The following is a 24,976-nucleotide window of genomic DNA, read 5'->3' on the forward strand; positions in this document are numbered from 1 at the left end:
TTCAGTTCCTTGGCAAGCTGTGCAAACGTGTTATTGCAGCTTATGGCAAAGCTATCCGAAAAACTTCGCATCCCATAGGTATGGACTGAATCAAGTTGGCCGTTTATTTTTCTGCTGCAATCGAATAGCCTTGCGGGATTGTCGAGGCCATAATCGATGGCAGCGGCCGCAATGGCTGTTTTAAAAACGGAACCCATGATCTGCTCTTTTAGCATATGGTTCGCCAGCCCATCAAGTGGGCTCGCACCCTTCGTACCAGATCGCGATACAATTGCCAGGATGCTGTTTGTCGGAATATCCAAGAGGACTATGCCTCCTTTTTTTATTCCGTGGCTATCTGCAAGCTGTTCGGCTTTTTTTTGGATTTCAAGGTCAATTGAACTCCGGATATTTGCTGGATAAAAAGGGCTCCTTTCTCCCGCCAATCGGATATTCGCCCCATAAAGCGGCCGGCCTTTTCCATCGACATGATAGACAAGCTTCGTACCGCCATCACCAATCAAAAATGGGTCAAAGTTTTTCTCCAGTCCCGAGATGCCAATAGCTGTCCGGGGTGAAAACTTTTGCTTCGGATAGCGTTTCGTTAATTCTTGTTCATTTTCGCCAACGGCCCCAGCTAGCTGCTGAGCCACGCCATATCCCTCTGCTGCTTTTCGTTCTGCGGCAAAAACTCCCGGAATCTTCAATGCATTGATTGCCTTTACTTCATCTGCGGATAAGATCCTCGGTGCAGGTGCACCAAATGCGAACGGTTCCTTTGATTCCCTTACAGCCGCATTCAGTTCCTCCGCTGATCCACCTATAATTCCTGCAACTCTTGCCGCATCCCACTCCATGTTTTTCAAAAAAGGAAAAAGCATTAATACAGGGAATCTCGGACCTGCCAAAGCGAGGCCATTGCGGTCAAGAATGGAACCCCTGCCATTATCCAAAGGGGCCACCTGCGTCCTTTGCCTTACACTCTCTTCAAGGAGATTGATGTGGCGTGAGGAAAAGCTTTCCGGTTCGGCCAATTGAATCTGAAAAAGCCTGCCAAGTAATAGTAAAAGACCGAGGGAATACACGAATCCCATGGCTAAAGCACGTTTCTTCCACATAAAAAAACACCTCGTCAAAAGCTTTGACGAGATGCATTTTTTTCAAACATATTAAAGTGATTTACTACTTAATCGAAGTGATTCTTACAGACAATTCACCGCCTGGCGTCTGTACGGAAACAACATCGCCTACTTTTTTACCTATCAGGCTTCGGGCAATCGGGGAATCATTTGAAATTTTGCCGTCGAACGGATCAGCCTCCGCACTTCCAACAATCGAATACGTTTCTTCATCCCCGTCCGGAAGCTCCACGAACGTTACGGTCCTACCGAGCGCTACAGCATCGCCGGTAATTTCGCTTTCATTGATGATTTTTGCATTCCTGATCATATTTTCAAGTGTTGTGATGCGGCCTTCTACAAATGCCTGCTCTTCCTTCGCGGAATCATACTCGGAGTTCTCGGATAAATCGCCAAAGCTCCGTGCGACTTTAATCCGCTCCACCACTTCTTTACGTTTTACGGTCTTTAGGTGTTCAAGCTCCTGAACCAATTTATCTTTTCCCGCCTGTGTCATTGGAAATACTCTTTCTGCTGCCACTATGTTCACTCCTTCGATTCTGTCCACTCAATGTTTTTTTCTTCCGTATGTACGGGCATACCTTGATACGTTTCTAGCGCGTCCTGTTTCAGGGCGCGCAGTGTTTTGTTTCTATAGAAGGAGGGCAGCCCTTTGCAAGGCGCATTCCTCCGTTTGGCTTTGGGTAAGCGGGCTTCAATCGAACAGATAAAAAAGTTCCAACTGCATTTTCAGGTCTGCCCAACCCAGTATTCGGAAAATTTTTTCCAATTTCCTCTTCTATTTCTATGTTATTGTTTCATAAAATAGACTTTTGTTCAAGAATAGTTTGAATTTTTGTTACCATCAAATCAATGGCGACATGATTATGGCCGCCTTCTGGTATGATGACATCGGCATAGCGTTTGGATGGCTCAATGAACTGGTTGTGCATTGGCCTGACTACATTGACGTACTGGTCAACAACCGATTCAACAGTCCTTCCTCGCTCCTTAATATCCCTTTGCAGCCTTCTAAGGATGCGTATATCCGCATCTGTGTCTACAAACAGCTTAATATCCATTAGATTGCGCAAGCGCTCATCTTCCAGGATCAGGATTCCCTCAAGAATAATAACATCCTTTGGCTCAACATAGATCACTTCTTTTGATCTCGTATGAATTGCGTAATCATAGACTGGCTTTTCAATCGGTTCCCTGCTTAGGAGCATTTTTAAATGCTCTATCAACAGGTCATTATCGAAAGCGAGCGGATGGTCATAATTCGTTTTCAACCGTTCCTCGAAAGGAAGGCTGCTCTGGTCCTTGTAATAGTAATCCTGTTCGATCATCAGAATCGAGTGGCCTTTAAAGCTGTCAAAAATTGCTTTTGTAACGGATGTTTTCCCGGAGCCTGACCCGCCGGCCACCCCGATGACAACTGGTTTGCGTCCCATACTAGTTCTCCTTCCGCATCATGTTGTTCGGGTAGACTGGCTTGTCCAGCTGGAACTTTACGATTTGCAGAGGATGGCGGGCAGCGTCAAGCTCATTTTCGCCTTCATCCCAAATCTTTTCAATTACAGCCTTAAAGTTTTCGATTTCCGGTCCGAAAAACTCAACTTCATCGCCAGGTTTGAAAAAATTCCGCTGTTGCATGGTCACAATTTTCGTCTCTTTGTCGTAACCAAGTACAAGTCCGGCGAAATCGAATCTTGTCTTTTTGCTATGATTGCCAAACATTTGCTCTTTATACCCGGGAACGCCTTCGAAGAAAGCTGTTGCTGTTTCCCGGTTTGCGCACTTGTCGAGCTCTTCAATCCATTCCTGCCTGATGGAAAAATTGGCCGGGTCGGCACAGTAGGCATCAATCACCTTCCGATAAACACTAACGACAGTAGCGATGTAATGAATTGATTTCATCCTTCCCTCGATTTTGAGGCTGTCGATTCCAAGCTCAATCATTTTTGGGATGGATTGAAGCAAATTCAAATCCTTAGGGCTCATTGCAAAAGGCGAATCGGCCTCATCAAAAAGAGCCGTTTCCCCGTCGCCTTCCTGCCTATACAAATCGTAATCCCAGCGGCAGGACTGGCAGCAGCCGCCCCGGTTCGAATCCCTGGCCGTCATATGATTGCTGAGTGTGCAGCGCCCGGAATAAGCAATGCACATTGCACCATGAATGAAGGTTTCGATTTCAATATCCCCTTTTTCCTTCATCTCGCGGATATCTTCGGCACTCGTTTCGCGGGCAAGCACCACCCGTTCAAGCCCCTCCTCTTTCCAAAACTGGACTGCTTTCCAGTTGGAAAGGGATTGCTGTGTGCTCAAATGCACCTCGACACCAGGTGCCACCCTGCGGCATGTTTCGATAATAAGCGGGTCAGCCACAATGATTCCGGCGACTCCTGCCTCTTTTAGACCCATGAGGTACTCTTCAAGGCCGTCAATGTTTTCGTTATGGGCAAAGATATTCGTTGTTACATATATTTTCGCTCCATATTTTTTAGCGAATTCAACGCCTTCCTTCATTTCCTCAAAAGTGAAATTGTCGGCATTGGAACGGAGGCCATATTCCTGGCCGCCTATAAAGACAGCATCCGCTCCGTAATGGACGGCGATTTTCAGCTTCTCAAGGTTTCCGGCAGGGGCAAGCAGTTCGGGTTTTTTTACAATAACCCGCTTGCCATCAATGATTTCAGATATTCTGTCCTTTACCGCGCTCACAGCCAACTACCTCCTTTATTCAATTCTCCCCTGCATATCAATAAACCGTTTCTTTAAAGAAAAATCCGGTATCCAGCTGCCTTGCGGGTGGTTGGATTTCTTCAATCCTTGCAAGGAGTTCGCCCTTGGCCTCTTCATACCTTTCCGGATCCTCAAAATAAAGGTCTATCGCTTCTCTATATAGGCGGGTAACCTCAATAATATAGTCAGGAGACTTCATAATCCCGTCAATTTTAAACGAGTCAACTCCCGCTTCAAGCATGTCCTGCAGTTCGTCAATCATACACATATCGTTAGGGCTCATGATATGTGTCCCATTTGAATCCTCGAAAATGGGGTATTTATTCCCCCGCTCCTTGTCATGGAGGATCATATCCTTCTCGAGGCGGCGGTTCTCAATTTCCATTTCTTTGTCCTGGTAAAGGAAATAGTTCCCTAGAAGGGAACGCTTTGATTGAAACATGCAGCTCATTCCATGGACTTGGACTTCTATCTCGACTTCTGCGTTTTCTTTTATCTCGACAATTGCATCCATATTGATTTCTCGCGCCAGCACTGCCCTTTTGGCGCCTTTTCTGCCCCAATAGTTGCATGTATACCAGTTCGTTGCCGTCGTCTCAGTGTTCCAGTGAAGCTTCATCTCGGGAGCGGACTCACGTGCAGCAATCAATACAGCCGGATCTCCGAAAATGACCGCATCCGCTCCTGCATCAGCGGCAAAGGCGAGGTAGTCACCCAGTTCTTCCACCTTTTCATTATGAAAGATGGCGTTCATAGAGACATAAACCTTTTTCCCTTTGGAATGGCCGAGCCGGATGGCTTCGCGAACCTCGTCGCGGCTGAATTCACCGGCAAGCCTGAGCGCATATCTTTCTTCGCCTACTACAAATGCATCAGCACCTGCTTCTGCAAGCGGCATTATATCATGAATGCTTGTCGGTGTAACAAGCAATTCTGCTTTTTTCATTTCCTTCACCCCTTTTTATAGCTGATCGCTACCCCATCCCCTACAGGAAGGATGGTTGTTACATATTCTTCGAGGCTAGTAAGCCAAACATTGTAACCATGTATTTTTTCAGCAAGCTTCCCGAGCCTGCCGCTATCCGGTTCACGGCCATAGACAAGTCCTTTGAACAGCACATTGTCGGTAACCATGATACCCCCCGCCTTTAACAGTGGAGAATAGAGGGAAAAGAATTTCCTGTACTGTCCCTTCGCGGCATCTATGAAAATCGCATCATAGGGTGCTTCAGATGCCGCTTCGCCTGCGGTTTCAAGGGCATCGCCAAGAATGAGCACTACCCTTTCGGATTCGCCTGCGGCTTCCACATTGCTGCATGCAAGGCTGAATCGGTCAGAATCCCGTTCAATTGATACAATTTTTGCTTCGGGAAGCGCCTCTGCCATCCGGAGAGCGGAATAGCCAATAGCAGTCCCAATTTCCAAGATGCGGGCAGGACGATGAATTCTTAAAATTTGAAGAAGAGCCTCCATACCGGCTGGCTCCATAATCGGGACGTGATGCTCTTTTGCATAAGCTTCCATCTCAGCGAATAGGCCATTCCGCGCAGGTATTAAGCTGTCTATATAGGTCTGCAGTTTTTCATCCAACAATGGCAACCACTCCAAAGTTTTTTTGCTTGTCCCTCTTTAAACACGAAAAAATAGCGTTCACAGCAAGCAGCATAACAAGTATCTAATGGCTACGCCTGCTTGCCGTAATGGACGCTATTGTTTATTAAAAGGGAAATCATTCCTTTTTTTCTGAAACCTATTCCGCTGAGGGTGTATTTTCCCAAACAGAATAAAACACTTGAACAATTTTAACACAAAAGGCTTAGGAAATCCATGGTTTTTCCAGCCTCTTGGCTACTGGCTGTTTGTAATGTACTTTGCCTTTAACCGGTTATGCTCCTGCAGAGTTTTTGAGAAGTGAACTTCCCCATCCTTCGAAGCAAGGAAGTAGAAATAGCCGGTGTCTTCCGGATTCAGCGCTGCCTCTATTGACATCTTACCAGCGTTCGCAATCGGCCCTGGAGGCAGGCCTGGATATTTATAGGTGTTGTAAGGCGAATCCACCTCAAGATCTTTATACAGAACCCTGTCCTTATGTTTTCCGTGAGCGTACAGGACAGTCGGGTCTGTCTGCAATGGCATGCCCGCTTCAATCCTGTTATAAAAAACACTGGAAATCAAATGCCTGTCGGCTTTTTCAGTTGCTTCTTCCTCAATTAACGAAGCCATTGTCAATAATTGGTGAGGAGTGAGCTTCTTCCTCTTCATTAATTCCGAGTAAGGCCCAAGGACAGCTTTTGTTTTATCCAGCATGATAATCACAAGCTCATCGACTGTCGGCTTTTCTTTTGAAATCGGATAGGTGGCCGGGAACAAATAGCCTTCAAGCGGATATTTAACTTTATCGCCCAGGATATCATTGGTCAGCAATTCTGGATATTTAGCCATAAGGCTTTTCACAAATTCAGGATTGTTAAGCCTTTGGAAAACCTCCTCCTGGCTTTGGCCGGTGGCCTTTGATATCAGGCCCGCAATTTCTGCCAATTGCTTCCCTTCTGGCACAGCTATCCTATACTTTTCCTTTTGGACCACCTTGCCGGTTTTCAAGCTTTTGATGATTTCAGGAATGGTCATGGAAGGTGTCATTTTATAATCCCCAGCCATGAACCCAGATTCATTATTAAATTTTACATAGTATTTGAAAATCCTGGCGTTTTTGATAATCCCATTCTTTTCGAGTGTGTTGGCAATTCCTGATACCGATGAACCGATGGGAATGACGATCTCTTTAACATCCTTGCTAGACGGATCGACAGGCTCAAGGGCTGACTTTACATATAGATAGCCTCCGCCGCCGATTAGGCAGACGAGTATGATGGCTGTCAGCGAAATTGAAAGGACTATCTTCCTGACAATTTTCGCCTCGCTTTGATGCTCCATCATTTTTTTGCGGATTAACTCTCTTTTTGTATTTTTCGTATCAGCAGACATTCTGCTTTTCCCCTCCTGTTTTCGACAGGACCCGCTTATCGCTGTGGATTGGTCTCTGCATTTTGCCTATTATACAATATTTTAATAAAAAACTACCGTCTCCATTTCAGCATAAGTTGAATACCTTGTCAATTTAACAAAAAATGGGGCAGCGATGTCTATAAAAATAGGGCCGGCTGCATGCCGGCCCTAACCTGTTGTTAATCTTCGTGGTCTTCCTGGTCGTCAAGGAAAGTATTCAGCACTTCCTCAATCAAATCCCATTCTTCTTCGGTTTCAATCGGAAGAAGGTCGCCCGCTTTCCCCTCTGCTCCTGGAACAAAGGATGAAGCATGGATTTCAATTTCTTCGTCTTCGCTGTCGTCCGCACCTGCAGCGTAATACAGGACGTACGATTTTTCAAACTCTTCCGATTCGAAAGTATAAAGAATTTCATAAAGCTGTTCGTTTCCGTTTTCGTCTACTACTACAATCTGGTTATCACCGTGTTCCATATTTTTCACCCTTCACTTTTTACTATCAAGATAGCCTTGCAATATCATGACTGCAGCCATCTTATCGATGACCTTTTTTCGCTTTTTTCGGCTTACATCCGCTTCAAGCAAAACCCTTTCCGCTGCCATCGTGCTAAGCCGCTCGTCCCAAAGGACGGTTGGCAAGGAAAAGAGCCTTTCTATCTCATCCGCAAAGCGTATGCTTGCCTCTGCCCGCGGGCCAATTGTGCCATTCATGTTTTTTGGCAGGCCGATGACCACCTGATCAACGCCATACTCTTTTATTAATTGACCTAAACGCTCAAAACCAAACTCGTTTTTTTCCTCATCGATCTTAATCGTTTCCAGACCTTGCGCGGTCCATCCAAATTCATCGCTGAGGGCGACGCCGACCGTTTTTGAGCCGACATCCAATCCCAGAATCCGCATTGATTAGCCTCCGCGCTTTTGCTTTAGATAAAATTTCACAAGCACCTCAATGATTTCATCCCGCTCCAGCTTCCTGATGATGTTGCGGGCATCTTTATGGCGCGGGATATATGCAGGGTCGCCCGAGAGAAGATAGCCGACGATCTGGTTGATTGGGTTGTACCCTTTTTCCTGAAGCGCTTCGTGCACCTGGAAAAGGACTTCATCTACATCGTGTTCAAATGGCTCTTCGGGAAAATTGAATCTCATCGTCTTGTCTAATGAGCTCATTGCATGCACCTCGCCTTTTCGTTTCCATTGAAAATAAGATGTAACATGTTTATTCTACACTAATTGCCATGATTATCAAATTGATTTAACCCATTCTTCCGCGAATTGAAGTGCTGCTTCAAGCTTGGAGGGGTCTTTTCCGCCTGCCTGCGCCATGTCAGGCCGGCCGCCGCCGCTGCCGCCGCATCTTAAAGCGATTTCCTTCACAAGCTTTCCGGCATGGAATCCCCTTCCAAGAAGGTCTTCGGTGACAGCCGCAATAAGGTTGACCTTCCCTTCATTTACACTGCCAAGTACAATGACCGCCGAGCCAAGCTTTTGCTTCAGGTCATCGGCCATTCCGCGAAGCCCAGCCATATCCTGCCCTTGGACGCTTGCTGCAAGGAGGGTAATCCCATTAACCTCCTTCGCGCTTGAAGATAGGTTTCCTGCTTCAATATTGCCCAAACGCGCTGTGAGTGATTCATTTTCACGCTGGAGGTGCTTTAACTCCGATAGAAGGCCGTCAATCCGTGTTGAGATATCTTTAGGATTGGCTTTCAGTTTTTCTGCAGCATCTTTCAGTAAATCGATTTGGCTGTTCATCAGCTCATAAGCTCCCTCGCCAGTTACAGCTTCAATTCTCCTGATTCCCGCGCCAATCCCGCTCTCCCCGGCAATTTTGAACAATCCAATGACAGATGTATTTGGAACATGGCATCCGCCGCACAATTCAAGGCTGTAGTCCCCAACCCTTACGACGCGGACAATATCCCCATATTTTTCTCCAAATAGCGCCATTGCTCCCATTGCCTTTGCCTCGCCAATTGGCTTAAGCGAGATATCGACCTGTATATTTTGCCAGATTTTCTCATTGACGATTTTTTCAACTTGCTCAAGTTCCTCTGGCTTAACCTGGCCGAAGTGGGAAAAGTCAAAGCGTAGGCGGTCCGCTTCAACGAGGGAACCAGCCTGGTTGACATGTGTTCCCAGGACATCCTTTAGCGCCTGGTGCAGAAGGTGGGTTGCAGTGTGGTTTTTGATGACTTTAACCCTGTTTTCCCTATTTACTGTCGCAGCAACACTTTGGCCCTTTTTAAAGGTACCCTCCTCAACGATGGCACGATGGAGATTCTGTCCATTCGGCGCCTTCTTAACATCCTTTACAAAAACCTTTACCCCATCGCCAATGACATATCCCTGGTCAGCAATCTGGCCGCCGCTTTCAGCGTAAAAAGGTGTTTGATCGAGAATAAACTGGACTTCCTCCCCGGTTGCAGCCTGCTCGGCCAATTCGCCGTCTTTTACGATAACAAGCACGTTTGCCTGCGTTTGAAGCTGATCATAACCGACGAATGTGCTTTCGGCTTTAATCTCACCGAGAACTCCGCTTTGAACCTGCATGGACTCGACATCCTGCCTTGCAGAGCGCGCGCGTTCCCTTTGGGCTTCCATTTCCTCTTCGAAGCCATTGTGGTCTATAGACATTCCGCTTTCTTCCGCATATTCTTCAGTCAGTTCAACGGGGAATCCGTACGTGTCATACAGCCTGAATACGTCAGCACCCGAAATGACCGAACTGCCTTTTTCTTTTTCTTTTTTAATGACGGATTCGAGAATCGCAAGGCCTTCATGCAAGGTCTCGTGGAACCGTTCCTCTTCATTCTTAATGACCTTCTGGATAAATTCCTGTTTATCCTTTACCTCCGGGTAAAAATCATGCATGATTTCCCCTACCACAGGTACCAATTCATACATGAATGGACGATTTATGCCAATCTGCTTTGCATAACGGACTGCACGGCGGAGGAGACGCCTTAGAACATAACCCCGTCCTTCATTTGAAGGAAGCGCACCGTCACCGATAGCGAAGGAAACCGTCCGAATATGGTCAGCAATAACTTTGAAAGCAACATCGGTTTCCTTTGATTGTCCATACGTAGTGCCCGAGATTTCCTCGGTCGCCCTAATGATCGGCATAAACAGGTCGGTATCAAAGTTGGTAGGAACGTTCTGGACAACGGAGGCCATCCGCTCCAATCCCATTCCGGTATCGATGTTTTTCTTTGGCAGCGGTGTATACGTACCATCCGGATTATGGTTGAACTGGGAAAAGACCAAGTTCCACACCTCAAGGTAACGCTCATTCTCTCCACCTGGATACAGTTCTGGATCGTTTTGATCATTTCCGTAATCCGGTCCCCGGTCATAGAAGATTTCCGTATTTGGGCCGCTCGGACCTTCGCCGATGTCCCAGAAGTTGCCTTCAAGCCTGATGATCCGCTCGGCTGGAATGCCAATATTCTTATTCCAGTAATCATATGCTTCATGGTCTTCGGGATGGACGGTAACAGACAGTTTGTCTGGGTCAAAGCCCATCCATTTTTTAGAAGTCAAGAACTCCCATGCCCATTCAATCGCTTCTTCCTTAAAGTACTCACCGATTGAGAAGTTTCCGAGCATTTCAAAGAATGTATGATGGCGCGCGGTTTTGCCGACATTTTCGATATCATTTGTCCTAATGGATTTCTGAGCATTTGTGATTCTCGGATTATCCGGGATTACGCGTCCGTCAAAATACTTTTTAAGCGTTGCTACACCGCTGTTGATCCATAGTAACGACGGGTCGTCATGCGGCACAAGCGGCGCGCTTGGCTCAACATGGTGATTTTTTTCCTGAAAAAACTCCAAAAACATTTTCCTAATCTGAGAACCTGTTAGATGTTTCATTCGTATGCCTCCCTAATATTTTTGAATAAATTTTAAAAAAGAACACAAAAAAGCCCTCATCCCTGGACAGGGACGAGAGCTTGCCTCGCGGTACCACCCTGATTATGGGCGAAACAAACAGCCCATCTCTCAATGCTGCCTTAACGCGGCATAACGGCAGTAATTAGCTGCACTCAGGATTAGCCTTCTGCCATTTTTCACCCCGGACTTCTTCCAGCCATGGAAGCCCTCTCTGTCCGCGGAACGCGGTTGGATTACAAAAGGCATACTCGATCCATCATCATGTTATCCAATACAAATTTCATCTATAGCAAGCATTATAGCGATGCGGAACACGTTTGTCAATTCAGGCGGGATGCGAAAATGTTTTTTCTAATCAGCCTTGGCCGCTTGCGAAAATGGTAATTGCATGCAGGACGGCTACTTTTAAAATGGCCAAAACAGGCACCGCCAGAATCAGCCCTGGTATCCCCCCTATTTCCCCACCCGCAAGCAATGCCATTATGATTAACAATGGATGCATGTGAAGGCTTTTGCCAACGATATAGGGCGACAAAATGTTCCCTTCAATAAACTGGAGTGAAAATACAATTGCCAGGGTGATGAACATCAACTTAACCGAAGAAGAAGCAGCAATGATGACAGCCGGAACAGCACCAATAATTGGCCCAAAGTAAGGGATTACGTTGGTCAGGGCGACGACAAGGCCGAGCAGCAGCGGAAAACGCAGCCCAAAAAGCCAGAATAGCAAAGACGAAATCACTCCCATAATCGTACAAACTAGCAGCTGCCCCCTAATATAGCCTCCAAGTGAATCATCTACATCACTAAGGAAACGGATCCCCTGCCTGCGCCATTTTTTCGGCGTCAAATACCAGGCCGCCTTTTTAAGCAAAGCAAAATCCTTAAGCATATAAAAGGCGATAAAAGGAATGACCGCTATTATTAGAATTGAATCCGCAAAACCGGCAAGCGAGCCGATGACGAGGTCGAATAGGCTATTAAGCTTTTCTTCCATTCCAGTAATTCCAGTGTCAATCCTCTTTTGCATGCCAGTTGGCCAAGCCTTCGTTTTTTCCTCCAGGCTGGAAATCAGCTCCCTATAATGGTTCGCAAAATCCGGCGCACTGGCTGACAGTTCTTGGATTTGCGAGACAAAGGCCGGGATTCCTTTGTAGAGGGCAAGCCCTATTCCCCCGAAAAAGATGATATAAATAAGCAAAACCGCTATTCCCCTATGAATCCCCCGCGCATTAAGCTTTTCGACCACTGGATGGAGAAGGTATGTAATAAATCCAGCTGTTAGGAATGGGACCAATAAATGGCTAATAATGCGGGCTGCCGGAATCCAAAACGGCTTAAGCTTCATCAATACGAAAATAGTGGATAGCAACAAAAGGATAAATACAATCCGGTAAACCCATTTCATTTGAATGTTCATTAGCCTCACCGCCTTCATTGTGTAGTTTTTGAAGGAAGGCGCGGGTTTATGCCTTTATTATGGCAAAGGAAGAGGCCCAGGCAATGGCCCGGGCCTCATGGCCTTTTAGCTTGAATAACGGCGCTCATTTTCATCGAAAAGATCATCAAGCGAGCTCAAGGTTCCATCCTCTTCGACCTGATGGGTATGGATGAGCCCTTTCTCAAGGGACAGCTCAATAAAGCAGTTCCAGCAATAATACTGGTTAATGCCTATTTTGCCGATATCCTTGCTTTGGCAATTTGGACAGCTGAACATAGGAAAGGCACCTCACACATTGTCGGGATTAACGATAATGGCATCCTTTCCTATTGCCGGGGGGCCGCTTGGTTTAACGATTTTTTTGCCGTCCCGCAGGTCCGAAAAGAGTCCATCCGATAGTTCATACCCCACAATTGTGCCCACTTCTTCCAAAAAATATACGTCATTCAAAAGCCCAAGTGAGTCTCCTTCCTCCGACAGGACCATTTTTCCGGCAAGCGGGCTGTGATGGGAAAGAGTATACCCTTTTCTTTCTTTTCCGCTCCGCTCAAGGCTTTCGATGGATGGAATAATTATTCCGTCCGGTCCAATTGAGGTAATGGAGGCAATTGCTAGAAAAAGCGTCTGCTTCAGAAAGCTTCCTCTTTTCACTAGCAGCCCCTGTACTTTATCCTCAGCAATGCACAGATCTGAAACAACGCCAACCTGCTCCCCGCTATTTTCTAAAATAATAGGGAGGCCTTTCATTAATCCGAACGTCCGCAAGACTTCTCCCGCCTTTCCGAACATGGTACCCCAGACGGGCTCACCCTTTAAACCATAGGGGACTTGGCTTATAGTTTCAGGCAAATCACATGAAATCATAAGGGGAAACGTTTTCCATGCCGATTAACGGGTCTGTTTTCATTAATACTTCCTCAAGTGAAGGTGCGCCGTACGCTCTGCGATTTTCTTTCAATTCAAAATTGCAGCCTAAATCGCCATCCGGCTGCGCATTAGAATGCTGTTCATGATTACCGGCTTCAATTGCCTCCATCAGCTTATCAGCCAAGGTGGTCTGCCTTGTTTGTTCATCATTCCGCTCCACTCCAAGGCGGAAGGCATCTTCCTCACCGCATAAAATGAGGAATTGCCTGCTCCGGGTAATGGCAGTGTAGATCAGGTTTCTCCGCAACATCCGGAAGTAGCTTCTCGTCACCGGCATGATGACAATTGGAAATTCGCTTCCCTGCGCTTTATGGACTGAACAGCAGTATGCATGAGTAATCTGGTTTAAATCCTGACGCGTGTAGGTCACTTCAATTCCATCAAACGAGATAATTGCCATGTCCTGTTTTTCGGTGTTTTCCTTTGCGTAAAAAATGGACACAATTTCGCCAATATCCCCATTGAACACATTGCTTTCGGGCTGATTGATGAGCTGGAGAACCTTGTCGCCAATCCGATATTTTACATCACCGAATGCTAATTCCTTCTTTTTCCCTTCAGAATTTGGGTTGAACAATTCTTGGAGGATGACATTCAGCCTGTCGATACCTGCTGGCCCTTTGTACATTGGAGCGAGCACCTGGATATCTCTCGGGTGATACCCTTTTTTCCTGGCATTTGCGGCAACCTTCTCAACGACCTGGGCAAGCTGGCTGCCATGGCATTTGATGAATGACCTGTCCGGCTGCTGGGCAGCAAGGTCAACAGGCAGTTTGCCTTTTTTAATCTCATGGGCGAGCCGAATGATTGAAGAGCCTTCCGCCTGCCTGTAAATATCCGTCAGCCTGACAGTCGGAATCCGTTCGGATCGTAGCAAGTCCTTTAGTACTTGGCCGGGCCCGACTGAAGGAAGCTGGTCTTCATCGCCGACTAGTATGACCTGGATTGAGTCCGGGAGCGCTTTAAATAACTGGTGGGCCAGCCATATATCGACCATGGACGTTTCGTCAACAATCAGCAGTTTCCCTTCGAGTGTCGTTTCTTCATCATGGCTGAAGCCTTCACTCCCATTAAAACCAAGCAGCCTGTGGATCGTTACAGCGGGGAGTCCTGTAGATTCACTCATCCGTTTTGCGGCTCTTCCAGTCGGAGCGGCCAGCAAAATGGGAAATGCTTGATCTTTTTTCATGTAATCCTTCGGGTCAAGCGAGCAGCCGTGAAGCTCCGCATAAAGCTCGACAATCCCTTTGATGACGGTTGTTTTCCCAGTACCCGGCCCTCCGGTCAAAATCATCATCGGCGACTGAATCGCTGTCTGGATCGCTTCTTTTTGGGAAGGAGCATATTCCACTCCAATCCTTTCCTCAAGCTCGCCAAGTGCCAGCAGGAATTCCGACTCCGGAAATTGGGCGCTAAAATCCGTTTGCTCAAGTATCCGTTTAATATTCGTGACAAGGCCTTTTTCCGAATAATAAAGAGAAGGAAGATAAACATGCTGGCCTTCTCCAGCCACCTTTCCCTCTTCCTCCAGCTTAATCAGTTCGGCTGTAATGTCCTCGTATTCAATCAAGTCACGCTGGTTTTCTTCAAGCAGAGCCTTTACTTTTTCAAGCAAATCGCGGGCCTCAAGGAAAACATGGCCAGCCTGCATGCTTTGGGCTTCAAGCGTATAAAGGCACGCCGCCTTTATTCTGTCGGGGTGGCTTCCCGAAATCCCCAGCTGGTAGCCCAATTCATCGGCACGGCCAAATCCGATTCCCTCTATATCTTCGACAAGCTTATAAGGATTTTTCTGGATGATTTCAATGGTGGTTTCCTTGTAAACCTGATAAATTTTCATCGAAAGCTGCGGCCCGAAGCCGTATTGGTTCAATGCTACCATTACTTGTTCAAGCCCTTGGTGTTCCATTAAGGTATCGTACAGCATTTTTGCTTTTTCAGGAGGAAGCCTTGGTATGGAATCAAGGAGGGAGGGCTGGTTCAAAATGCGTGAAATGGCATTTTCCCCAAGAACCTCGACAATGCTTTCGGCTGTTTTCCGGCCGATTCCCTTAAACATTTCACTTGATAGATAGGCAATAACGCCTTGCTTAGACTGCGGGATGTCTTTCCGAAAATGGGTTACCTGAAACTGCAGCCCAAATTTCGGATGGTCCTTGAATTCGCCAAAAAAGAGGTAGGATTCCTGGTCATGGAGCTTTGGAAAATAACCGGTAATAACCGCTTCCCTGTCTTCATAGGTGTCATTCGTCTCATCGACGCGAATCCTGGCGACTGTATAAAGGTTGCTTTCATTGTGGAAAATCGTTACAATCGGCCTTCCTTTTACAAACTTCCCCTGTTCCGAAAATAGATCGAGAGAATTCTGCTGGTCCACAACCGTCCCTCCTTTCAAACAAAAATAGCCAAACCATACCGGCCTTAAATTTTTCTATTCATTATTCATCGCATCTTCTAAAAAACTTTTCACACTCAAAGCCATTTCGTGGCCGGGGTCGATTCTTATTGCCTCATCCAGCATTTCAAGGGCTTTGTGAGCCTGTTCCTTGAACGCAAATGCAACCCCTAAATTGTAGTAGGCATCTGCATGTTCCGGTACAAGACTGGTACACTCTTCAAACTGGGGAATCGCCAAATCGATCATGCCTTCTTCCGCAAGGCAAAGCCCGTATTGGAAGCGCGCATCCACATCGGTTGGCGCAAGCTCTGTGCTCCGCTGTAAGTATGGAAGAGCAAGCCGCTTATTCCCAAGCTGGGCGATTGTCATCCCAAGCATAAAGTAATTGTCGCTGCTATCGAGCCCTTTTTTCATGGCGGCCTCGAACATCCCTTTTGCATGTTCAAAGTTTTGATTATTATAATAAATGGATCCAATGCTATAATAAGCCGCCCCCGCATGCTCATCCAGTTCTATCGCTTTTTGGAAAAATTTCAGCGCCCGTTCTTCATCACCTGTTGCAGCAAGCAGGTTTCCAAAATTTATGTATGCGACCGGGTCAGCCGGATTTTCCTCAATAGCTTCATTAAAGGCCATGGCTGCTTCTTCCCAGTTCCCGGCCTGCATCAATTCGATTCCTTTTAAGTTTTTATCCATCAATATCACTCTCCGTCACGTGAAAGTATACCATAATCTCCGGGTAATTTTCTCCGTATTTTAACCAGAAAGAATGGGGGAAAAACCAAACAAAAACACCCGGCTCCCTTTGAAGGGAATCGGGTGTGCTGTTTCATCCATTATCGGTTCTGCCTATCCAACATAGTCAAGCATTTGGCCATCCCTATAAACATCGTCAATCGTACCGCCGCCGAGGCATTCATCCCCGTTATAGAATACCACTGCCTGGCCTGGGGTGACAGCCCGGATTGGCTCATGGAACAGAACCTGAACACGTTTGCCTTCCATCAGGCGAACTGTAACTTTGTTATCTTCCTGGCGGTAGCGGAATTTGGCTGTGCATTCAAACTCCTCAGTATTCGGCACATCCGAAACCCAACTGACATTATCGGCAAAAATGGAATCGGAATAGAGCAGTTCGTTGTGGAATCCTTGGCCAACATACAGGACATTCCTCTTTAAATCCTTGCCAATTACGAACCACGGGTCGCCCTGTCCGCCAATGCCAAGGCCATGGCGCTGGCCGATTGTGTAGTACATCAGGCCGTCATGCCTGCCTTTCACTTCGCCGTCCATCGTTTCCATATTGCCTGGCTGCGCTGGAAGGTACTGGCCAAGGAATTCCTTGAAATTCCGTTCACCGATAAAGCAAATGCCTGTACTATCCTTTTTCGTGGCCGTGGCAAGGTCCGCTTCTGACGCAAGCTTTCGGACTTCGGATTTTTCAAGGCTCCCGATAGGAAACATGACCTTGCTCAACTGGGCTTGTGTGAGCTGATTCAGGAAATAGGTTTGGTCTTTGTTTTCATCAAGGCCGCGAAGCATTTTGTACTCGCCGTCCCTTAATTCCACTTGCGCATAGTGCCCGGTTGCAAGATAATCCGCGCCAAGCTGCACCGCATGCTCAAGAAAGGCTTTGAACTTGATTTCCTTGTTACACATCACATCAGGGTTCGGCGTCCTTCCCGCCTTATATTCATCAAGGAAGTAGGTAAACACCTTGTCCCAATACTGTCTTTCAAAATTCACGGCATAGTATGGTATGCCAAGTTGGTTGCAGACCCGGATGACATCTTCGTAATCCTCGGTTGCTGTGCAGACGCCGTTCTCATCAGTATCATCCCAGTTTTTCATGAAAATCCCGATGACATCGTAACCCTGCTGTTTTAAAAGAAGCGCCGCAACGGATGAATCAACTCCACCCGACATGCCAACGACAACCCTTGTGTCTTTCGGCTCTTTACTATTCAAATCGTTCACCACACTTCTATATAAATGCCGGATTTAGAGCCCGGCCTGATGGAAATTTCAGGTTCTTCAAAATAAAAAGTGGTTTTATCGAATGTGTTGATTTGCGCTACGGGCACACGCTTTCCGCGGGGCGTCAGTGGAGCCTCCTCGGCGCTTGCGCCTGTGGGGTCTCCACCTTGCCGCTGCATCCCGCAGGACAAACCCGCTTCCTCGAAATGGCATTGCACGAAGGAAACGCGTTAGCGTTTTCGAGGAGTCGGTGCCCTCCGCTCCAATCAACAATTAAGTTAGGAATTTTAATCATAAACCAGCACTTATGGTGAAGAACCAAATTTCATTAAAAAATCCCACAAATCTACTTGCGCAGCCGTTTTACAATTTTGGCTGTTTCATGCGCAGCCTTCAAAATCGATTCTTCCGTTGTACCGAGCCCGAGGCTGAAGCGGATGGAACTCACCGTCCGTTCAGAATCCTTCCCAAACATCGCGACAAGGACATGCGATGGTTCAATGGACCCTGCCGTACAGGCGGAACCGCTGGAAGCGGCAATCCCGGCGAGATCGAGGTTTACAAGCATCGCCTCGACATTCGTCCCGGGAAAACTTAAGTTTACTATATGGGGCATGGAGTGGGCAAGCGAACCATTCAATTGGAAGGAGACAGATTCTTCGTTTAGTGTTTCTATAAACAATGTCTTTAAGCGCAAGTATTCCTCTGCCTTATCGGACATATCTACACGCATAATCCTTACCGCTTCCATAAATCCTGCAATTGAGACCAAATTCTCCGTACCCGCACGGCGCTTCCGTTCCTGTTCGCCGCCGTACAAACGCGGGGAAAGCTTTACCCCTTCTTTTGCAAAAAGGAAACCGATCCCTTTTGGTCCGTTCACTTTATGGGCGGAAACAGACAGCATGTCCACTCCTGCTTTTTTCACATCAAGCCTTAAGAGCCCGTAAGCCTGTACCGCATCGGTATGGAAAAGGGCCTGATGGCCGCTCAGCAGCTGGCCGATTTCTTCGATTGGCTGGATGGTCCCGACCTCATTGTTCGCATACATGATAGTAACAAGGATTGTATCATCCTTTAACGCCTGTTCAACATCGGAAACGGAAATCCGGCCTGTTTCATCGACAGGCAAATAGGTAACTTCAAAGCCATTCTTCTCAAGCTTTTTGCATGCGTTTAGCACAGCGTGGTGCTCAATGGATGTTGTGATGATATGCCGCCCATTGCCGCTGTTTGCCTCAACCGCTCCGAAAATAGCCATATTGGCGGCTTCCGTACCACCGCTCGTAAAAATTAGTTCGTTTGCCTTTGCACCGATACTCGACGAAATCGCTTGCCTGGCTTCGTCCAGCTGATGCCTGGCTTCCCTTCCAAAAGAGTGGATGCTTGATGGGTTTCCAAACAGTGTTCCCATCGCCTCGGACATCCTCTCAATCACCCGTGGGTGCATTGGGGAAGTGGCGGCATGGTCCAAGTAAATCCGTTCCATGATATCACCTTTCATCATTAAGGTCTTTACCCTATTGTTCCATTAAATATAAAACATATAAGAATCTTGGCTGCCGTGATCCGTATGGTTCGCCAAGTCTTCAAGTGTCGTGCTGTCAAGGACTTCTTTGATCGCGTCCCTGATCCTCGTCCATAGCTCCCGCTTCGCAGGTTCTTCATCCTCTATTCCTTCGACCGGCGTAATCGGCCCTTCGAGAACACGGATGATATCTCCTGAAGTAATATCGCCCGGATCCCTTCCAAGCAAGTAACCTCCATAGGCGCCCCGGATGCTTTTTACAAGGCCGGCGTTCCTTAAAGGTGCGATTAATTGTTCCAGGTAATGCTCGGACAAATCGTTGGCCTGGGCGATTGACTTAAGGGAGACCGGCCCCTCTCCATGCTTTTTCGCCAATTCTATCATGATTGTCAGTCCGTAACGCCCTTTTGTTGAAATCCTCAAATTCCCGCACTCCTATCCATTGGCACTTCTTTTACTGATTGCGTGCCTTTCAAATTATCTAAAATCCTGTCAGTCAGGGCAAAACATTGCGGCAATGCAATGCCGGCTAACGGGCCTATTGCAATACAAAAGGCAATCGTTCCCCAGCTTACCGGGCCGCCAAGCCTCCAGCCAATAAGCAGGACCGATAATTCAATAGCCCCTCTGACATTGCGCACCTTCCAGCCGGTTTTTTCAATGATCGCCGCCATGAGGCTGTCTCTTGGCCCCGTGCCAAGGCTGGCCGAAATATAAAGGCCCATCCCGTAGCCCAAAAAAAGCAGCCCCGAAATGAACATTGCAATTTGTCCGAAAAATCCAGACGGCTCCCTTAAAAAAGGGATAAGCATAAACATATCGATAAAAACTCCGACAAAAAGCATATTTAAAAAAGCCCCGACATGGGGAAGTTCCCGCGATAAAATCGCCGAGGCTGCCAAAATGACAATTCCCACGATGATGGTCCAGCTGCCGACAGTAAGCCCGAGATGTTTATAAAGCCCAACATGGAAAACATCCCAGGGAGACGCTCCGGCTCCGCTTCTAATGAGCAAAACGACTCCAAGAGACATGGCCATGAGGCCAATTGTATAAATCGCAAACCGCGCCCCAATTTGTCCCTTTCTTTTCTTGAACATGAATGAACTCCTTTGCTGCTGGCAATTACCATTGCTTTTTAATATTCATAGTAAGCTGATAGGCTTTTAAAATTATAGCATACCGGGAGGCAAAGTGCATTACCCCTAAGGATTCCGCCTTGGTCCGCTTAGCACTTGCATGATACACTTATACATAGACTTGCTAATTGGAGAGATGGACAATGATGCAGCAAAAACCGCTCGCCTTCCGAATGCGGCCAAGGACGTTGGAAGAAGTCTGCGGCCAGGAGCATCTGGTCGGCGAGGGAAAAATCATATCAAGAATGGTCAAAGCGAAACAGCTGGCCTCAATGATTCTTTACGGGCCCCCGGGAATTGGGAAAACGTCGATCGCAAGTGCGATTGCCGGCAGCACCCGGTATGCCTTTCGGACATTGAATGCAGTAACCAACAATAAAAAAGACATGGAAATAGTCGCAGCAGAGGCAAAAATGTCGGGAAAGGTCATCCTCCTCCTCGACGAGGTACACCGTCTGGATAAGGCAAAACAGGATTTCCTCCTTCCCTATTTGGAAAACGGGATGATTACAATGATTGGTGCCACGACGAGCAATCCGTACCACAGCATCAATCCCGCCATCCGGAGCCGGTGCCAAATTTTCGAGCTGAAGCCGCTCGAGCCGGAGGATATTAAAAAAGCGATTTTCAGAGCTTTAGAAGACGAGGAACGAGGACTTGGCTCAAAGAAAATCGAACTGGACAACGATGCCTTGGATCATTTTTCAAAAGGGTCCGGCGGGGATGTCCGCAGCGCCTTAAACGCCGTCGAACTTGCGGCGCTGTCAACTGAACCGGATGCAGATGGAATCATTCATATCAACCTGAAAACGGCCGAAGAATGTCTGCAAAAGAAGAGCTTCGTCCACGATAAGGATGGAGACGCCCATTACGATGTTCTGTCCGGATTCCAAAAGTCCATTCGCGGCAGTGATGCAAATGCGGCACTCCACTTTCTTGGGCGCCTGATAGAAGCAGGCGACCTGCCAAGTATTGCGAGAAGGCTGCTTGTCATCGCATACGAGGATGTGGGGCTGGCCAATCCCCAGGCGGGTGCGCGGACCCTGGCAGCCATCGAAACCGCCGAACGGGTCGGATTTCCGGAAGCGAGGATACCGCTGGCCAATGCAGTCATTGAGCTTTGCCTGTCCCCGAAATCCAATTCGGCCATCCTTGCGATTGACGCTGCTTTGGCTGACATTCGCAAAGGGGTGTCGGGAGAAGTGCCCGACCATCTTCGAGATGCCCATTACAAGGGAGCGAAAGATCTCGGCCGCGGCATCGATTACCTCTACCCGCATGATTATGATTCAGGCTGGGTCCGCCAGCAATACTTGCCAGATAAACTGAAAAACAAACAGTATTACACTCCGAAAAAGAACAGCAAATTCGAACAGGCTTTTGCGTCGGTTTATGAAAAGCTGAATGTCAAACATTAAATTGCTATTATGCCGTACGGCTGTTAATTATGCCGAAAGTTGTCCCAAAAAGGCATCTTTTCAAAAAAATTTCCCAATATGAAAATCCCCCGGGCGGCCGGGGGATTTCTTTTAAGATTATTTTTCGCCAGCATCGGCGACACGTTCAATTTTAATATCCTTCAACAGTTCTTGGACAACATAGCTCGCCATGATTAGACCGGCAACCGAAGGGACGAATGCGTTGGAGGACGGCGGCATTTGCGCCTTCCGAATTTCCGCCTTGTCATTGCCGACGACTTTTCGGACATCTTCCCTAATGACAATTGGGCTTTCATCGGAGAAAACAACCGGAATACCTTTGCGGATGCCTTCCTTCCTAAGCTTTGTCCGAATTACTTTTGCAAGCGGGTCTGTATGCGTTTTGAAAATATCGGCAATCCGGAACCGAGTCGGGTCCATTTTATTGGCCGCGCCCATGCTTGAAATCATCGGGATCCCTCGGTTCAAGCACTCTTTTATTAGGTGGATTTTATAAATTATCGTGTCAGAGGCGTCTATTACAAAATCCGGCTTATACTCGAAAACTTCCTCGTATGTTTCTTCGGTGTAAAACATTTTTAGGGAGATGACTTCACAATCCGGGTTAATGTCGGCAATCCGCTCTTTCATCAGATCTGCCTTTGGTTTCCCGACCGTGGACAAGAGCGCGATGACTTGGCGGTTCACGTTTGTTATATCGACGACATCCTTATCGATGAGGATCAGGCGTCCGACCCCTGAACGCGCAAGCGCCTCAGCTGAAAATGACCCGACTCCACCAATCCCAAGCACCATTACCGTGCTGTTTTTTAAAATATCCAAGCCTTCCTGGCCGATTGCAAGCTCATTTCGTGAAAATTGATGCAGCATTATACTCACTCCATTTTAGGTTTCCGGTTTGATATGTATCTTTTACCCGTAAAAATATATAACATACCACATTTAATAGCAAGCAAATATTACAGGTGGATATTCCGCACCACATTTTAGCTAGATTCATCCATATCGGCGGCTTTATTATGGATATCGAAAATTCCGAGGTGGATATCGAAAATTTTTTAAATATATCGCCACCTTTTGGGCGGATATCGAAAACTTTTTTAATATATCGCCCACTTTTTGACGGATATCGAAAACTGTCAAATTTCCGTCACAATTACCAGTGCAATCACATTTCCAATCGCAAGGGCAATTTTCGTTAAAAACCTGCCGGCTTCCGTGAACAAACACCAAAAAGCCCCCGGAACAAGTCCGGAGGCATATTATCATAGCTTAGTAAATGAGCAGAAGAGTCCCAATTTGTGCCGTTGCCAATTTCCTTCGTTTTGGCCCGCATAAAGCAGGTGGGTGTCCTGTTCACTGTATTGTAAGTCCCCGGGAAAGGGGCTTTTACGCAACAGAGAAACTCGGACTCCCGAAGAAAAAATGTTCGGTCAAAACATTTAGGCGATACAACGTACACTTCAGGACTCTTCTTAATTGACTACATCATAACATATTATGGTTGTGATTTTCAAGAAACAAGCTATGTTCCAATATCTTCCTCAAAGCCCTCTTTTCTGAAGACAAAAAGAAATTTTCCCAACCTCAGTCTACTCGCTTTTTTGCGTTTTCAAGGTGAGGTTTAACTCATCCAGCTGCGCGCTGCTGACCTCTCCCGGAGCATTTGTCAACAGGTCGCTGGCCGATGCGGTTTTCGGGAACGCGATAGTGTCGCGCAGGTTTGTACTGCCTGCAAGCAGCATGACAAGCCTGTCAAGCCCAAGTGCAATTCCGCCATGCGGAGGAGTTCCGTATTCAAATGCTTCAAGCAGGAACCCGAATTGCTCCTTTGCTTCCTCTTCACTAAAGCCGAGTATCTTGAACATTTTTTCCTGGATGTCCCTTTCAAAAATACGCAGCGATCCACCGCCTAGCTCATAGCCGTTCAACACAAGGTCGTACGCCTGGGCGCGGACTTTCGACGGGTCTTCATCAAGCAGGGCAAGGTCTTCCCTGAACGGCATTGTGAACGGATGGTGGGCGGCATAGTAGCGGCCATCTTCCTCTGAATACTCGAGCAACGGCCAATCTGTAATCCATAGGAAATTGAATTTGCTTTGGTCAATTAGGCCGAGATCTTTTCCTAGCTTTAGCCTCAAAGCGCCGAGAGCATCGGCAACGACTGATTTTTTATCAGCGACGAACAGCAGAAGGTCGCCTGCTTCGGCATCTACTACCGCGCTGAGTGACTGCGCTTCTTCCGGAGAGAAAAATTTTGCGATCGGGCCTTTCAAACCATCTGCTTCAACCTTTAGCCAAGCAAGGCCTTTCGCACCGTAAACAGCGGCAAATTCGCCGAGAGCATCGATATCCTTCCGCGAATACTTTTCTGCTGCGCCCTTAACGTTGATCGCCTTAACCTGTCCGCCGTTTCCAACCGCAGCCGCAAATACTTTGAAGCCTGAAGCCGCAACAACTTCGGAAACGTCTTTCAGCTCCAATTCAAAGCGGGTGTCCGGCTTGTCCGAACCATACCGGGCCATCGCTTCCTCGTAACGCATACGTGGGAATTGGGCAGAAACCTCGATTCCCTTTACTTCCTTCATCAGTTTGGACATCATTTTTTCCATCATTGCGATGATGTCGTCCTGGCTCATGAAACTCGTTTCAATATCGATCTGTGTAAATTCCGGCTGCCGGTCCGCACGGAGGTCTTCATCACGGAAGCAGCGGGCAATCTGGTAATAACGCTCGACTCCGCCAACCATCAACAGCTGCTTGAACAGCTGCGGCGATTGCGGAAGTGCGTAAAATTCGCCGGGATGGACGCGGCTCGGGACAAGATAGTCACGTGCGCCTTCCGGGGTGCTTTTTGTCAAAATAGGAGTTTCGATATCAAGGAAGCCTTCGCGATCAAGGAATTCCCGGATTGCCTTGGTTACACTGTGGCGCATTTTCAGCGTTTCAAAAATAACAGGACGGCGGAAATCCAGATACCTATACTTCAGGCGGACATCCTCTGAAGCGTCTGTCCGGTCCGAAATGATAAATGGAGGAGTTTTCGCTTCATTAATAATGGTAACACTTTCGGCGTGGATTTCGATTTTACCGGTTGCGAGATTTTCGTTAACGGTTCCTTCTTTACGCGCAACAACCGTCCCCCTAATATCAAGTACGTATTCATTACGGATTTTTTCTGCTGTCGCGAGCGCTTCCTCAGACAAATCCGGATTGAAAACTACCTGGACAATACCGGTCCGGTCACGGAGGTCGATGAAAATAAGGCCGCCAAGGTCACGCCTTTTTTGGACCCACCCTTTTAAAAATACCTTTTCTCCAATTGCGGCTTCAGGAACCTCACCGCAAAAATAACTTCTCCCGTACATACTGTTTCC

Annotated in this window: 24 protein-coding genes and 1 other RNA gene; 1 reads left to right on the plus strand and 24 read right to left on the minus strand. The window is 47.2% G+C overall.

Going from position 1 to position 24,976, the window contains the following annotated elements:
• The 21 genes from AR337_RS06610 to AR337_RS06710 form a co-directional block, all read right to left on the minus strand.
• Nucleotides 1–1,097, minus strand: a 1,097-nt coding sequence (locus AR337_RS06610) for a penicillin-binding transpeptidase domain-containing protein (protein ID WP_253701540.1), incomplete at its 3' end; no start/stop codon positions are given.
• A gap of 64 nt (nt 1,098–1,161) precedes the next feature.
• Nucleotides 1,162–1,638 (minus strand): transcription elongation factor GreA, encoded by a 477-nt coding sequence (gene greA / locus AR337_RS06615; RefSeq protein WP_059171228.1) that lies wholly within the window; start codon nt 1,636–1,638, stop codon nt 1,162–1,164.
• Between the two features lie 277 nt (nt 1,639–1,915).
• On the minus strand, nt 1,916–2,551 hold the full coding sequence (gene udk / locus AR337_RS06620; RefSeq protein ID WP_059171229.1) for a uridine kinase: 636 nt from the start codon (nt 2,549–2,551) through the stop codon (nt 1,916–1,918).
• A gap of 1 nt (nt 2,552) precedes the next feature.
• Nucleotides 2,553–3,821: a U32 family peptidase gene (locus tag AR337_RS06625; protein WP_059171230.1), complete on the minus strand. Its 1,269-nt coding sequence runs from the start codon at nt 3,819–3,821 to the stop codon at nt 2,553–2,555.
• A 37-nt stretch (nt 3,822–3,858) separates the two neighbouring features.
• A complete protein-coding gene (locus AR337_RS06630) occupies nt 3,859–4,788 on the minus strand; it encodes a peptidase U32 family protein (RefSeq protein ID WP_059171231.1) in 930 nt (309 codons plus the stop codon).
• 5 nt (nt 4,789–4,793) lie between these two features.
• Nucleotides 4,794–5,435 carry an O-methyltransferase gene (locus tag AR337_RS06635; protein WP_059171232.1) on the minus strand — a complete coding sequence of 214 codons (642 nt, stop codon included), beginning with the start codon at nt 5,433–5,435 and terminating at the stop codon, nt 4,794–4,796.
• A 255-nt stretch (nt 5,436–5,690) separates the two neighbouring features.
• Nucleotides 5,691–6,827 (minus strand): endolytic transglycosylase MltG, encoded by a 1,137-nt coding sequence (gene mltG, locus AR337_RS06640; protein ID WP_059171233.1) that lies wholly within the window; start codon nt 6,825–6,827, stop codon nt 5,691–5,693.
• Between the two features lie 200 nt (nt 6,828–7,027).
• Nucleotides 7,028–7,321 carry a DUF1292 domain-containing protein gene (locus AR337_RS06645; protein ID WP_059171234.1) on the minus strand — a complete coding sequence of 98 codons (294 nt, stop codon included), beginning with the start codon at nt 7,319–7,321 and terminating at the stop codon, nt 7,028–7,030.
• A 12-nt stretch (nt 7,322–7,333) separates the two neighbouring features.
• Nucleotides 7,334–7,750, minus strand: coding sequence for a Holliday junction resolvase RuvX (gene ruvX / locus AR337_RS06650; protein ID WP_059171235.1), 417 nt, complete (start codon nt 7,748–7,750; stop codon nt 7,334–7,336).
• A 3-nt stretch (nt 7,751–7,753) separates the two neighbouring features.
• Nucleotides 7,754–8,020, minus strand: coding sequence for an IreB family regulatory phosphoprotein (locus tag AR337_RS06655; RefSeq protein ID WP_048825694.1), 267 nt, complete (start codon nt 8,018–8,020; stop codon nt 7,754–7,756).
• 75 nt (nt 8,021–8,095) lie between these two features.
• Nucleotides 8,096–10,729 (minus strand): alanine--tRNA ligase, encoded by a 2,634-nt coding sequence (gene alaS / locus AR337_RS06660; RefSeq protein ID WP_059171236.1) that lies wholly within the window; start codon nt 10,727–10,729, stop codon nt 8,096–8,098.
• 376 nt (nt 10,730–11,105) lie between these two features.
• Nucleotides 11,106–12,170 carry an AI-2E family transporter gene (locus tag AR337_RS06665; RefSeq protein ID WP_059171237.1) on the minus strand — a complete coding sequence of 355 codons (1,065 nt, stop codon included), beginning with the start codon at nt 12,168–12,170 and terminating at the stop codon, nt 11,106–11,108.
• Between the two features lie 105 nt (nt 12,171–12,275).
• Nucleotides 12,276–12,467, minus strand: a complete 192-nt coding sequence (locus tag AR337_RS06670) for a hypothetical protein (protein ID WP_059171238.1) — start codon at nt 12,465–12,467, stop codon at nt 12,276–12,278.
• Between the two features lie 12 nt (nt 12,468–12,479).
• Nucleotides 12,480–12,956 carry a PRC-barrel domain-containing protein gene (locus AR337_RS06675; protein ID WP_059171574.1) on the minus strand — a complete coding sequence of 159 codons (477 nt, stop codon included), beginning with the start codon at nt 12,954–12,956 and terminating at the stop codon, nt 12,480–12,482.
• An 85-nt stretch (nt 12,957–13,041) separates the two neighbouring features.
• Nucleotides 13,042–15,495, minus strand: a complete 2,454-nt coding sequence (locus tag AR337_RS06680; protein WP_059171239.1) for an ATP-dependent RecD-like DNA helicase — start codon at nt 15,493–15,495, stop codon at nt 13,042–13,044.
• Between the two features lie 54 nt (nt 15,496–15,549).
• The gene (locus AR337_RS06685; RefSeq protein ID WP_059171240.1) at nt 15,550–16,212 is read right to left on the minus strand and encodes a lipopolysaccharide assembly protein LapB; all 663 of its coding nucleotides are present in this window, start codon (nt 16,210–16,212) and stop codon (nt 15,550–15,552) included.
• Nucleotides 16,213–16,365: 153 nt separating this feature from the next.
• Nucleotides 16,366–17,484, minus strand: coding sequence for a tRNA 2-thiouridine(34) synthase MnmA (mnmA, locus tag AR337_RS06690; protein WP_156424329.1), 1,119 nt, complete (start codon nt 17,482–17,484; stop codon nt 16,366–16,368).
• A gap of 5 nt (nt 17,485–17,489) precedes the next feature.
• Nucleotides 17,490–17,684 (minus strand): hypothetical protein, encoded by a 195-nt coding sequence (locus tag AR337_RS06695; protein ID WP_059171241.1) that lies wholly within the window; start codon nt 17,682–17,684, stop codon nt 17,490–17,492.
• Nucleotides 17,685–17,839: 155 nt separating this feature from the next.
• Nucleotides 17,840–18,982: a cysteine desulfurase family protein gene (locus tag AR337_RS06700; protein WP_059171576.1), complete on the minus strand. Its 1,143-nt coding sequence runs from the start codon at nt 18,980–18,982 to the stop codon at nt 17,840–17,842.
• Nucleotides 18,983–19,024: 42 nt separating this feature from the next.
• A complete protein-coding gene (locus tag AR337_RS06705) occupies nt 19,025–19,444 on the minus strand; it encodes an Rrf2 family transcriptional regulator (RefSeq protein WP_059171242.1) in 420 nt (139 codons plus the stop codon).
• On the minus strand, nt 19,441–20,121 hold the full coding sequence (locus AR337_RS06710) for a YitT family protein (RefSeq protein WP_059171243.1): 681 nt from the start codon (nt 20,119–20,121) through the stop codon (nt 19,441–19,443). Before AR337_RS06710 ends, AR337_RS06705 begins: the two co-directional genes overlap by 4 nt.
• Nucleotides 20,122–20,306: 185 nt before the next feature.
• On the opposite strand from AR337_RS06710, the gene AR337_RS06715 reads away from it, so the two are divergent.
• The gene (locus AR337_RS06715; RefSeq protein ID WP_059171577.1) at nt 20,307–21,578 is read left to right on the plus strand and encodes a replication-associated recombination protein A; all 1,272 of its coding nucleotides are present in this window, start codon (nt 20,307–20,309) and stop codon (nt 21,576–21,578) included.
• Nucleotides 21,579–21,695: 117 nt separating this feature from the next.
• Here the strand turns inward: AR337_RS06715 and AR337_RS06720 are convergent, their stop codons facing one another.
• The 3 genes from AR337_RS06720 to aspS form a co-directional block, all read right to left on the minus strand.
• Nucleotides 21,696–22,469 carry a ThiF family adenylyltransferase gene (locus AR337_RS06720; protein WP_059171244.1) on the minus strand — a complete coding sequence of 258 codons (774 nt, stop codon included), beginning with the start codon at nt 22,467–22,469 and terminating at the stop codon, nt 21,696–21,698.
• 417 nt (nt 22,470–22,886) lie between these two features.
• Nucleotides 22,887–23,072, minus strand: a non-coding RNA gene (gene ssrS, locus AR337_RS06725) — 6S RNA.
• A 119-nt stretch (nt 23,073–23,191) separates the two neighbouring features.
• Nucleotides 23,192–24,967 (minus strand): aspartate--tRNA ligase, encoded by a 1,776-nt coding sequence (gene aspS / locus AR337_RS06730; RefSeq protein ID WP_059171245.1) that lies wholly within the window; start codon nt 24,965–24,967, stop codon nt 23,192–23,194.
• Nucleotides 24,968–24,976 lie beyond the last annotated feature (9 nt).

The sequence above is a fragment of the Bacillus sp. FJAT-27445 genome (genome assembly GCF_001510665.1).
In the GTDB taxonomy this organism is placed as follows: domain Bacteria; phylum Bacillota; class Bacilli; order Bacillales; family Cytobacillaceae; genus Bacillus_D.